An 11,446-nucleotide genomic window follows, 5' to 3' on the forward strand; every position below is an offset into this window, starting at 1 on the left:
GTACCCATGGGGCCGAACGGGTTCTTCCGCGAAGTGCCAGGTCAGACACGGAAAGCGGCCGACTCCTTGTCGACAAAGGGATCGGCCGCGAAATCGGTGCATGACACACCTCGATACGAGGAGATCTCACACAGATGATGGATCACCGATAAGCCGAATGATCCATAGCCAGTGGATCAGGCATTCGATCAAGCGAGGACGACGAGACCGGCACGTGAGGACGAGGGGGCTGGTTCTCCCGGTTCTCGCGGTTCTCAGGCGAGCGCGACCAGGTCCGCGTAGTCGGCGCCCCACAGGTCCTCGACACCGTCGGGGAGCAGGATGATCCGCTCGGGCTGGAGCGCCTCGACGGCGCCCTCGTCGTGCGTGACCAGGACGACCGCGCCCTTGTAGGTGCGCAGGGCGCCGAGGATCTCCTCGCGGCTGGCGGGGTCGAGGTTGTTGGTCGGCTCGTCCAGGAGCAGGACGTTCGCCGAGGAGACGACCAGGGTGGCCAGGGCGAGCCTGGTCTTCTCGCCGCCGGAGAGGACACCGGCCGGCTTGTCGACGTCGTCGCCGGAGAACAGGAACGAGCCCAGCACCTTGCGGACCTCGACGAGGTCCATGTCGGGGGCGGAGGAACGCATGTTCTCCAGGACCGTGCGGTCCGGGTCCAGGGTCTCGTGCTCCTGGGCGTAGTAGCCGAGCTTGAGGCCGTGGCCCTCGAGCACCTCGCCGGTGTCCGGCTGCTCGACCCCGCCGAGCAGCCGCAGCAGGGTGGTCTTGCCGGCGCCGTTGAGGCCGAGGATGACCACCCGGGAGCCCTTGTCGATGGCCAGGTCGACATCGGTGAAGATCTCCAGCGAGCCGTACGACTTCGACAGGCCCTCGGCGGTCAGCGGGGTCTTGCCGCAGGGCGCGGGGTCCGGGAAGCGGAGCTTGGCGACCTTGTCGGAGACCCGGACCGCGTCCAGGCCGGCCAGCAGCTTGTCCGCGCGGCGGGCCATGTTCTGCGCGGCGACCGTCTTGGTGGCCTTGGCGCGCATCTTGTCGGCCTGCGAGTGCAGCGCGGCCGCCTTCTTCTCGGCGTTGGCGCGCTCGCGCTTGCGGCGCTTCTCGTCGGCCTCGCGCTGCTGCTGGTAGAGCTTCCAGCCCATGTTGTAGACGTCGATCTGGGACCGGTTGGCGTCCAGGTAGAAGACCTTGTTGACGACCGTCTCGACCAGGTCGACGTCGTGGGAGATCACGATGAATCCGCCGCGGTAGGTCTTCAGGTAGTCGCGCAGCCAGACGATCGAGTCGGCGTCGAGGTGGTTGGTCGGCTCGTCCAGCAGGAGCGTGTCCGCGTCCGAGAACAGGATCCGGGCCAGCTCGATACGGCGGCGCTGGCCGCCGGAGAGCGTGTGCAGGGGCTGGCCGAGCACCCGGTCGGGCAGGTTGAGCGCGGCGGCGATGGTGGCGGCCTCGGCCTCGGCGGAGTACCCGCCCTTGGTGAGGAACTCGGTCTCCTGGCGCTCGTACTGCCGCAGCGCCTTCTCGCGGGTGGCGCCCTGGCCGTTGGCGATGCGCTGCTCGTTCTCGCGCATCTTGCGGATCAGTACGTCGAGGCCGCGCGCGGAGAGGACGCGGTCGCGGGCGAGCACGTCGAGGTCACCGGTACGGGGGTCCTGCGGGAGGTAGCCGACCTCGCCGGAGCGGGTGACGGTACCCGCGGCGGGGACGCCGTCACCGGCCAGGACCTTGGTGAGGGTGGTCTTGCCGGCGCCGTTGCGGCCGACCAGACCGATGCGGTCACCCTTGGCGACACGGAAGGTGGCGTTCTCGATGAGGATGCGCGCACCGGCGCGCAACTCGATACCGGAGGCGGAGATCACGGACAGACTCCAGGGCGTACGGGATTTGACGGGTGGGCGGCTGAGGACGTTCCCGCCGTCTAATGCGCGAGGAGAATGGCCATGGGCCAAGTCTAACGGGGCGACGCAAGCGCTTTTTCGGCGTGCGGGTGTTCGGGGCGGCTGCCGGGGAGGCCGTTGCCGAGGGGTGCGCGGTGCGGGGCGATCCGGCCCAGGTCGTCCACGGCGATGAGCTGCGCGGTCCAGGCGCCGTCCGTGCAGGGCTGGGCAACGAGCAGGGCGGTGCCGTGACGTACGGCACGTTCGGGGCGGAACGCGCAGCCCGCGCGGGCGGGCAGCACCCAGCGCAGGTCGCCGTCGGCGGTGCGGTACGCGGCGATGCGGGCCGGGGTGACGACCGCGAGGATGCCGCGGCCGAGGGGACGCAGGACGCCGGTGCCGCCCTGTCGCCGGAGCCAGCCGGTGGCCGCGGGCAGGGCGCGGTGCCAGCGCACGGAACGGCCGTCGGTGTCGGTGACGAGCCCGTCGTCCCAGACGGCGATCGCGTGCCCGCGCGCGGGCAGCACGCTCAGCGGGCGCCGCCCCACGCGCGCGTACCGCCACCGCAGGGCCCGTCCGTCGTACGCCTCGACCACCGCCCCACGCGCGCGTGCGGTGTGCGCGGCCGGACCGGGGGTGAGGCGGTCGCCGTAGGGGGCGGGCCGAACCTGCTGAACCACACCGAGGAGGGCAGCGGCCAGGAGGACGGCGAGGGCGACGGGGAGGAGCCGGCGGGTGGGGAGCCTGCGCCGGAGGGGGCTCGAGAAAGGCCGGGAGGACGCGCGCACCGGCGGGCGGTCGGCGGGTACCGGCACCGGGGCGGTCCTGCGCGGGCCGCCGATCGTGGGGGCGGGGTTCCGGGGGCGGTCGGGAGAGAGCACCGGGTTCCGGGGGCCGCCCGCGGCGGGGATCTGATCCCGGGGGACGCCGGCTGCGGGGACCGGGGCTGTGGTGGGCGGTGGGGTGCTCGTGTGGGGCAGTACGGGCACCGGGTCCCCCTTCGACGCCCGGGCGGGCGTCCTTGTCGCATGGGTCAGGCGCAGAGCGTAGTCATGGCCGCGAGGCGGGGGTGGGCGTGACGCGGGGGCGGGACGGGACGTCGCCCGATCGGGCGTTCGCCGGGCCATCGGCGCGAAGTGACGGCCGGGATGGCGCAAGGTGGAGGCGGGGGACGGTGCGAGCGGAAGGCGGTGCCCCATGCAGTTCGACGACGACGCGAACCTGGACACCTCCGAGGTCCAGGACGTGCGCGGCAGCCGGGTGCCGGGTGGGAAGGCGACCATCGGCGGCGGCCTGGCCGGTCTGATCGCGCTGCTCCTCGCCCTGTTCTTCGGTGTCGGCCCCGACCAGCTCGGCCTCTCCTCCGGTGACAGCTCGCCCTCGCCCGCCTCCTCCTCGCTGGCGCAGGTGCAGCAGAGCTGCCGTACCGGGCGGGACGCGAACACCAAGGACGACTGCCGGATGGTAGCGGTGGTCAACAGCGTGCAGGACTTCTGGAAGCAGGAGTTCCGGCAGCGCCGGGGCACCTACACGAACGCCCCGACGGTCTTCTTCACCGGCCGGGTCGGCACCGCGTGCGGTACGGCGACCTCGGCGGTCGGGCCGTTCTACTGCCCGGGCGACCGCAAGGTCTATCTGGACCTCGGCTTCTTCGACGAGCTGCGGTCCGAGTTCGGCGCGAGCGGCGGCCCGTTCGCCCAGGCGTACGTCGTGGCGCACGAGTACGGGCACCATGTTCAGGACCTGATGGGCACGTTGAGCCGGTCGCAGGACAACCTGACCGGCGTGAACAGCAATGCGGTTCGGGTGGAGCTCCAGGCCGACTGCTACGCCGGGGTGTGGGCGCGGCACGCGACGACCACGAAGGACGAGTCGACCGGGCGGCCCCTGATCACCAGCCTGACGGGCGCCGACATCCGGGACGGTCTCGACGCGGCGGCGGCCGTGGGCGACGACCGGATCCAGGAGCGGTTCCAGGGACGGGTGACGCCGGAGACCTGGACGCACGGGTCGGCGCAGCAGCGCCAGCAGTGGTTCTACCAGGGGTACCGGACCGGCGACGTGGCGCAGTGCAACACCTTCCGATGAGCTGGTGCAACACCTTCCGATGAACTGATGAACCGATGGCCCGTTGGGCCGCTGAGCCCCCGGCCGGCACCGGCAGCGCGGGCCGGAGGCGTTGTCAGTGCCGGGTGCAAGACTGTGCAGCAGGCCGGACGACGGCTTGCGGGGGGACCGGCACACAAGGGGAGTGATCGGCATGGCAGGCACGACCGGCGGACGGCCGAGCATCTATCCGTCGCTGCTGTACGCGGACGCGAAGGCGGCGATCAAGCAACTGACGGAGGCCTTCGGCTTCACCGAGCTGTCGGTGTACGAGGGCGAGGACGGCATGGTGCTGCACGCCGAGCTGGTGCAGGGCAACGGCGCGATCATGCTGGGCTCCCAGGGCCGCGGCGGTCGTTTCGACGCGGCGATGGAGGGCGCGGGCCCGGCCGGGGTGTACATCGTCGTGGACGACGTCGACGCACACCACCAGCGGGCCGTGGACCACGGCGCGGAGATCCTGATGCCCCCGACGGACCAGGACTACGGCTCGCGCGACTACATGGCCCGGGACGTCGAGGGCAATGTCTGGAGCTTCGGCACCTACGCCCCGGAGATAACGGCCTGACCTGCCCGCCCCGCCTCCGCCGTCAGCCGCCGGTGTGCACCTGGAAGGCCGCCCGGCGGACGGCTTTGGCGAGCGCCGGGTCGGGGTGGGCGGCGGCGAGGGCGACCAGGACCTGCACGGTGCGTGGGTGACCGACGGCGCGCACCTCGTCGAGCAGGGCGGGGACGGTGGGCTGCAGCGCCGACTCCAGATGGCGGACCAGCAGCGGTGCCTCGCCGTGGTCGGCGACGGCGGCGGCCGTGTCCACCCAGAGCCAGGTGGCCTCTTCGCGGGTGAGCACCTCGTGGGCGTCCTCCGGGTCGGCCCCGTCGTGCTCGGCCAGCCACAGCAGGGCGTACGGCCGCAGGGTCGGCTCGTCGACGACCGCGTGGACGTCCGGTTCGGCGGGGGCGCCGACCACGCGCAGCGCCTCGAAGGCGAGACCGCGCAGCAGGGCGTCCTCGCCGCGGGCGGCGGCGACGAGTTCGGCGACGGCGCTGCCGACGGGGCGGGCGGCGAGCCAGGCGCGGTACTCGGCGCGGGCCGCGTTGGGGCGGAGCTGGGCGCAACCGCGCAGCATCTCCTCGGCGGCGACCTCGATGTTCCCGGCGGGGCTCTGTGCGGCCACGCAGATCTGCTCCAGCTTGACCCAGACCGCCCAGCTGCCCAGCGGGGTGAGGGTGGCCTGGCCGACGCCGTAGGTCAGCGCGCCGACGGAGGCGAGCGCGTGCAGGGACCAGTCGAGGAGGGGGGCGAGCTCGGCGTCCTCGGCCGGGGCGGGATCGTCGGCCGGTGCGCGGTCCGCCAGGTCGGTGCGGGCGGCGGGCACGGTGGCGGCGGGCACGGCGGACCCGCCCACGGCGCCGATCCCGGTCTCCGTCTCGTAGGGGACCTCGCAGCGCTCGGTACGCAGTTCGGTGACCCGCTGTCGCAGCAGGTCCAGGAGCTGCTCGACCGGGACGGGACCGGCGGACAGCTGGAGGAAGGAGAGCACCTGGGGCATGGCCGAGACGACCTCGGCGACGGCGGCGGCCTCGAACTCCGCGGGCTCCGGATGGGCGAGCGACCAGGCGTCGAAGAGGGCGACCCAGCCGCGCAGCACGGCGCTGTCGTCGCGGTCCCAGGCGCGCAGGCGCCAGCCGGGGCGTGCGCTGTCGCCGTGCACCTCGACCAGGCCGGCGAGCCGGGCGGTGTCCCAGTCGGCGCGGATCTGAGCCACGGTCAGGCCCAGATCGCCGGACGCGCGTTCGGCGGACGCCTCGGAGAGAGTGGCCTTGCCGTCGGCGGTCGCGCCGTCGCTGCCCGGACCGAGGGCCGTGTCGGCCCAGTGGGCGACTCGGGCCGCTCCGGCCAGCCCGGACCGTGCCATTCTGGCCAGCTCAGCGGGGGCCGGGGTGCCCTCGGGTGGGCGGGGTGCGGGGCGACGCGCGGGCCGCTGGTTCATCGCTCGGGGGGCTGCGGCCAGGGGTCGCGTTCGGACGAGTCGAAGCCTTGAGTCGCGCGGGATACGGGACGTCACGGGTGCAGTCTTCCGGTTGACGGTCCGAAAACCCAAACGGAATGTCACGGCGGGCGACGGGGCTGGCCAACGCACGGGACCCGCGGGGAGGCGAGGAGACATGTTCAGGCCAGTGGTACGGCCTTAAACGGAACCCGCCGGACCGACTGGAATCGGGGTCTCCGGCTTGTGCCGGGGCGGGGTCGGGGAAGGGCCGCGGGTGCGGGGAAAATCATGTCAAGGGTGTCATGTCATACGAGAGGAGATATAAGGGGGCATCACATCAGAGGCGTGAGGAATCGGCGCAGCCGCTCCTCGTAGCGCTCGGGGTCGGCGTTCCACATCGCGCCGTGCGGGGCGTCCGGCACGGTGTGCAGGGCGATGCGGTCGGGGCGCTGTGCGGCGAACCGGCGGGAGTACACCCAGGGGGCCACCGTGTCGTCCGGGCCGTGGACGATCAGGGTGGGCACGGTGAGCTGATCCGGGTCGACGGGGTCGCCGGAGTGGTCGGCGTGCAGGCCGGCGCGGCCCTGGGCGGCGCGCACCGCGAGCGGCAGCAGCGGCTCGGGGATGTGCCGGGCCTGGGCCAGGGCGCGCAAGGTGGCCTCCCAGCTGAGCACCGGCGAGTCCAGGACCAGCCCGGAGACGCGCTCGCGCAGCGCCGAGTGGGCGACGGCGCGCAGCGCCATGGTGGCGCCCGTGGACCAGCCGTACAGGACGACACGGCGGGCGCCGTAGCGGACGGCGTAGCGGATCGCCGCGTCCAGGTCGCGCCACTCGCTCTCGCCGAGGTGGTTCAGGCCGTCCGGGGGGCGCGGGGCACCGAGGTCGCCGCGGTAGGCGAGGGCGAGGACGGGCAGGCGCCGGCCGTGCAGGAACTGCATGACGTTCATGGCGAGCTCACGGGTGGTGCCGAGGCCGTGCACCGCGATCACCCAGGTGTCCCGGTAGCCGGGCACGAACCAGGCGGGCAGCGCCCCGAGTTCGCCGGGCAGGTCGATGTCGGCGTGGTCCAGGCCCAGGGCCGCGCCCGGGTTGCCGATGTGGACGTTGGGGGTGAGCCAGACCTTGTCGCCGGTTTCGAGGGTGCCGTGGGTCACGCGCTCCAGCCGCCGTACGACGGTGTCCGGGGTGTTCGCGGCGGAGTCCAGGACGGCGCCGACGACCGCGTGCGAGCCGTCGCCGGCCAGGCCGTAGGTGCCGGGGCGCAGCGAGGCCAGGTCCCGGGTGAGGGTGATGCGGCCGACCGTGCTGCCGTGCACGGTGAGCCGGGGCTCGGTGGGCAGGGGCCGGCCCGGCGGCGCCTTCAGCGCGGCATCACTGGCGAACCGCCCCGCGGCCACGCTGGCCGCGCCGGCGGCGAGTACGGCACCGACGGCGGCGGCCGTGACTTTGACTGGGCGCACCTGTCCAGTGTCGGGGCGGAGCGGGACGGCGGCCAGTGGAGGCGGGGCCGTTTGTCACGCGGGCGAAGCCTTCGAAAGGGGACGAGGCGAGTTCGGCACCGCCGGGGACGTACGTCGTGGCGTGGCGCCGTCGCGGCGGAGAAGGAGTCGAGCAGCGCGGAAGAAGAAGCCCGAAGAGCGGGAGACGAGGAACCCAGGGGGCGGGACGCGAGGAACCCTACGAGCGGGACACGGAAGGCCGGCCCGTCAGCGGCTACACCTTTTGCTGGCCGTAGCCCCGTAGGCGCTCCCCCACCTCCGCCACCTGTTCCGGTGAGAGCAGGCTCGGGGTCAGGCCGGGGACGGCGGACGCCGTCAGCCACAGGCGGCACATCCACTCCAGCTGGGCCGTGCGGTCGTAGGCCTGGGTCAGGGTGGTGCCGTAGGTGATCGTGCCGTGGTTCTGGAGGAGGCAGCCGGAGCGTTCGGTCAAGGCGCGGAGCATGTTCTCGGCCAACTCGTCGGTGCCGTAGGTCGCATACGGGGCAACCCGGACGGCGCCGCCGAGCGCGGCGGACATGTAGTGGATCGCCGGAAGCTCCGGGACGAGCGTCGAGACGGCCGTCGCGTGCACGGCGTGGGTGTGCACGACGGCACCGGCGTCCGTACCGCCGTAGATCGCGAGATGCATCGGCAGCTCGCTGGTCGGGACCAGGGCGCCCAGCACCTGGCGACCGGAGAGGTCGACACCCGTCACGTCGTCGGGGGTGAGCCGGTCGTACGGCACGCCCGACGGCGTGACCAGCACGGTGTCGCCGACACGGACCGAGACGTTGCCGGAGGTGCCGACGACCAGTCCGTCGGTCACCGTGCGGCGGGCGGTGGCGACGAGTTCGCGCCAGGCGATCGCCTCCTCCGCGCGTACATCCCGCCTTCGCGGCTCCGCCACACCCTGTGCGTCGCCGCGCCCATCCCGTCCGTCACGTTCGTCCCGCCACTGCTCAGCCATGGCCCGATCCTGCCAGGCAGTGCCCCAACCGGCTTGTACGGCAGGGCACTTTAGGCCGGACATCCCGAATTCAGTAGAGCGCAAATCCGCACAAAGAGCCCCATTTCAAGGCTTGGCCGAAGATCGTCGACGATATGCCGATCTTCCAATAATCTCTGGACGATTTTTCGTACACGTCGCCATTCCGGGGGGAAACATGGCCCGTGACCGCTCTGCGTCGCACCACCGTCACCGCCACCGTCATCACGTCCGCGTCCTCGCGGCGTCCGTGGCCGCTCTCGCCCTCGCGGGGGCCGCGACCGCGTTCGCCGGGACACCGGCGTCCGCGGCGAGCCCGCCGAAGGGGCACGACGTCTCCTCGCACCAGAAGAACGTCGACTGGCCGGGCGCCAAGGCGAAAGGCGCCAAGTTCGTCTACATCAAGGCGACCGAGTCCAACACCTACCGCAACCCGTACTTCGGCCAGCAGTACAACGGTTCACGCAAGGCCGGAATCATGCGGGGCGCCTACCACTTCGCCCTGCCGAACAGGTCGTCGGGCGCTCAGCAGGCCGCGTATTTCGTGAGCCACGGCGGCACCTGGACCGCGGACGGCTGGACACTGCCGCCGGCGCTCGACGTCGAGTACAACCCGTACGACAAGAAGCACAGGTGCTACGGGCTGAGCCACTCCGAGATGGTCAAGTGGATCAAGTCCTTCAGTGACGAACTGAAGCGGGAGACCGGTCAGCGGCCGGTGATCTACACGACCACCCACTGGTGGAACCTCTGCACCGGCGGCAGCGGCGCCTTCGCCGCGAACCATCCCCTGTGGATCGCCCGCCATGGCTCGGCGGACGCGGGCGCGCTGCCGGCCGGGTGGTCGCGATGGACCTTCTGGCAGTACGACAACGGCGGCAGCCTGCCGGGTGACCAGAATCTCTTCAACGGGTCGGCGAGCCGGCTGAAGGCGTTCGCCAAGGGCTACTGACCAACGGGCGACTGAGCCGCCGGACCTGATACGGGACGGCGGCTTCGGCCGTTCCCGCGCGCGGATACCCCGAGGCCGATCACAGTCACCACAGAGACCATCTCAGTTCACCTTCCGTTCATCCAGGTTGCTTACGGTCCAACGGCCGATGACCTCTAAAGATTGTCTGGGTAAATGGAAAGCTTCTCGCTGATCCTCGCGATTGTGGTGGTGACCGCACTCGCGTTTGATTTCACGAACGGTTTCCACGACACCGCCAACGCGATGGCCACGACCATCTCGACCGGCGCGCTCAAGCCCAAGATCGCGGTGACCATGTCGGCCGCGCTCAACCTGGTGGGTGCCTTCCTCTCCGTGGAGGTCGCCAACACGATCTCCAAGGGCCTCGTGGACGAGAACGGCATCCGCCCCGAGGTCATCTTCGCCGCCCTGGTCGGCGCGATCCTCTGGAACCTGGTGACCTGGCTGGTGGGTCTGCCCTCCAGCTCCTCGCACGCGCTGATGGGCGGTCTGATCGGCGCCACCGTCGCCTCCGCCGGCTTCGGCGCGGTCCACGGCGACGTGCTGGTCACCAAGGTCCTGCTCCCGGCGGTCGCCGCCCCCGTCGTCGCGGGCCTCGCGGCGATGCTCTCCACCCGCCTGTCGTACGCGATCGGCAAGAACGCCGACGACAACGCCACCCGCAAGGGCTTCCGCGCCGGTCAGATCGCCTCCGCCGGCCTGGTCTCCCTCGCGCACGGCACCAACGACGCGCAGAAGACGATGGGCATCATCACCCTCGCGCTGATCGCGGGCGGCTCCATCGCCCCCGGCTCGAACCCTCCCACCTGGGTCATCCTCTCCGCCGGCCTCGCCATCGCCCTCGGCACCTACATCGGCGGCTGGCGGATCATCCGCACCATGGGCAAGGGCCTGACCGACCTCCGGCCGCAGCAGGGCTTCGCCGCCCAGACCAGCGCGGCCACCGCCATCCTGGCCTCCTCCCACCTCGGCTTCTCCCTCTCCACCACGCACGTCGTCTCCGGTTCCGTGATGGGCGCGGGCCTGGGCCGCAAGGGCGGCACGGTCCGCTGGTCCACCGCGACCCGCATGATGGTCGCCTGGGTACTCACCCTCCCCGCGGCCGCGGTCGTCGGGGCGCTCGCCGAGTCCGTGACGGACCTCGGCGACTGGGGCACGGCGGTCGTCGCCGTCTTCCTCGTCGCCTCCAGCGCCACGATCTGGAAGCTCTCCCGCCGCGAGGTCGTGGACAGCGCCAACGTCAACGACACCGACGGCACGGAGCCGGCCGGCGTGGTGACCGCGGCGATGGCCGCCGTGACCCCGCCGCCCGCGGGCACGGTGACCGACGACCTCACCGCCACGATCCCGTCCCCCGCCCCGTCACCCGCGCCGGCCGCCGCCACCGACCCGGCCGCGACCGTCTGACCCCCGAGGAAGAACCGACATGAACATCGACTGGGCAGCCATCGGCTCCGTCTTCGGCGTCAGCCTCGTGGTCACCGTGGGCATGGTGGCCCTCTTCACCCTCGGCATCAAGGGCCTCTCGGCCCGCGAACGCGCCATGGCCCAGGGCAACTCCGCGGCCCTGGCCGTGACCGCCGCCTACCTGTGCTTCGCCGCCTGCGCGGCCGCGGTGGCGTACGGCATCCACCTGATCGTGGCCAAGTCCTGATCGTGGTCAAGGCCTGATCTCGGCCGGGCAAGGCTCCTCCCCGACTCGCTCGGGAGGAGCCTTCGGCATGTCCCACGAGCCCCGCTGGACCACCGGTGTGGGCCTTCCCACACACTCCCCCCGCAGGTCAACGGCAAGTTGACGGTTCTTCCGGGGGCGTGGTGGACTTCCGGAGCCAAGTACGGCGGCAAGAGAGGAAGCCGGTGCGAATCCGGCGCGGTCCCGCCACTGTCACCGGGATAGCAGTCCCCGGGAGCCAGGAACTCTCACCGCCGGTCTCGTCGAACCAGGGCGTGGACACCCTGAGTGAGGACATATCGCCATGCGCGGCTGCCGTTCGAGGTTGAGTACCAGGCCCGTTCCCGCCCCCGCGGCGGGCTGAGCC

Annotated in this window: 10 protein-coding genes and 1 riboswitch; of the genes, 5 read left to right on the plus strand and 5 right to left on the minus strand. The window is 71.8% G+C overall.

What is annotated here, in order from left to right; translation table 11 throughout:
* Window positions 1–254: 254 nt before the first annotated feature.
* Window positions 255–1,853: an ABC-F family ATP-binding cassette domain-containing protein gene (locus ACWGJB_RS11155; RefSeq protein WP_453379921.1), complete on the minus strand. Its 1,599-nt coding sequence runs from the start codon at window positions 1,851–1,853 to the stop codon at window positions 255–257.
* 92 nt (window positions 1,854–1,945) lie between these two features.
* Entirely contained in the window at window positions 1,946–2,551 is a 606-nt protein-coding gene (locus tag ACWGJB_RS11160) for a hypothetical protein (protein ID WP_453379922.1), read from the minus strand.
* A 517-nt stretch (window positions 2,552–3,068) separates the two neighbouring features.
* Between ACWGJB_RS11160 and ypfJ the strand changes: the two genes are divergently transcribed.
* A complete protein-coding gene (gene ypfJ / locus ACWGJB_RS11165; RefSeq protein ID WP_453379923.1) occupies window positions 3,069–3,959 on the plus strand; it encodes a KPN_02809 family neutral zinc metallopeptidase in 891 nt (296 codons plus the stop codon).
* Window positions 3,960–4,131: 172 nt separating this feature from the next.
* Window positions 4,132–4,545 (plus strand): VOC family protein, encoded by a 414-nt coding sequence (locus ACWGJB_RS11170; RefSeq protein ID WP_453379924.1) that lies wholly within the window; start codon window positions 4,132–4,134, stop codon window positions 4,543–4,545.
* 22 nt (window positions 4,546–4,567) lie between these two features.
* Here the strand turns inward: ACWGJB_RS11170 and ACWGJB_RS11175 are convergent, their stop codons facing one another.
* The 3 genes from ACWGJB_RS11175 to ACWGJB_RS11185 all read right to left on the minus strand — a co-directional run bounded on the left by ACWGJB_RS11175 (window position 4,568) and on the right by ACWGJB_RS11185 (window position 8,416).
* Window positions 4,568–5,968, minus strand: coding sequence for a hypothetical protein (locus ACWGJB_RS11175; RefSeq protein WP_453379925.1), 1,401 nt, complete (start codon window positions 5,966–5,968; stop codon window positions 4,568–4,570).
* Between the two features lie 332 nt (window positions 5,969–6,300).
* Window positions 6,301–7,428, minus strand: coding sequence for an alpha/beta hydrolase family protein (locus ACWGJB_RS11180; protein WP_453379926.1), 1,128 nt, complete (start codon window positions 7,426–7,428; stop codon window positions 6,301–6,303).
* Window positions 7,429–7,681: 253 nt separating this feature from the next.
* Window positions 7,682–8,416 carry a class II aldolase/adducin family protein gene (locus ACWGJB_RS11185; RefSeq protein ID WP_453379927.1) on the minus strand — a complete coding sequence of 245 codons (735 nt, stop codon included), beginning with the start codon at window positions 8,414–8,416 and terminating at the stop codon, window positions 7,682–7,684.
* 196 nt (window positions 8,417–8,612) lie between these two features.
* On the opposite strand from ACWGJB_RS11185, the gene ACWGJB_RS11190 reads away from it, so the two are divergent.
* The 3 genes from ACWGJB_RS11190 (at window position 8,613) to ACWGJB_RS11200 (ending at window position 11,061) form a co-directional block, all read left to right on the plus strand.
* The gene (locus tag ACWGJB_RS11190) at window positions 8,613–9,386 is read left to right on the plus strand and encodes a lysozyme (protein ID WP_453379928.1); all 774 of its coding nucleotides are present in this window, start codon (window positions 8,613–8,615) and stop codon (window positions 9,384–9,386) included.
* Between the two features lie 174 nt (window positions 9,387–9,560).
* A complete protein-coding gene (locus tag ACWGJB_RS11195; protein WP_453379929.1) occupies window positions 9,561–10,814 on the plus strand; it encodes an anion permease in 1,254 nt (417 codons plus the stop codon).
* A gap of 19 nt (window positions 10,815–10,833) precedes the next feature.
* Window positions 10,834–11,061, plus strand: a complete 228-nt coding sequence (locus tag ACWGJB_RS11200) for a hypothetical protein (RefSeq protein ID WP_453379930.1) — start codon at window positions 10,834–10,836, stop codon at window positions 11,059–11,061.
* 145 nt (window positions 11,062–11,206) lie between these two features.
* Window positions 11,207–11,346: riboswitch (cobalamin riboswitch) on the plus strand.
* The last annotated feature ends 100 nt before the right edge of the window (window positions 11,347–11,446 follow it).

The organism is Streptomyces sp. NPDC054813 (assembly GCF_053611365.1).

Bases quoted from the DNA above. Each gene is read 5' to 3' on its own strand.
- ACWGJB_RS11175 (WP_453379925.1), bottom strand. From the start codon at position 5,968: ATGAACCAGCGGCCCGCGCGTCGCCCCGCACCCCGCCCACCCGAGGGC.
- ypfJ (WP_453379923.1), top strand. From the start codon at position 3,069: ATGCAGTTCGACGACGACGCGAACCTGGACACCTCCGAGGTCCAGGAC.
- ACWGJB_RS11195 (WP_453379929.1), top strand. From the start codon at position 9,561: ATGGAAAGCTTCTCGCTGATCCTCGCGATTGTGGTGGTGACCGCACTC.
- ACWGJB_RS11170 (WP_453379924.1), top strand. From the start codon at position 4,132: ATGGCAGGCACGACCGGCGGACGGCCGAGCATCTATCCGTCGCTGCTG.
- ACWGJB_RS11200 (WP_453379930.1), top strand. From the start codon at position 10,834: ATGAACATCGACTGGGCAGCCATCGGCTCCGTCTTCGGCGTCAGCCTC.
- ACWGJB_RS11185 (WP_453379927.1), bottom strand. From the start codon at position 8,416: ATGGCTGAGCAGTGGCGGGACGAACGTGACGGACGGGATGGGCGCGGC.
- ACWGJB_RS11190 (WP_453379928.1), top strand. From the start codon at position 8,613: ATGGCCCGTGACCGCTCTGCGTCGCACCACCGTCACCGCCACCGTCAT.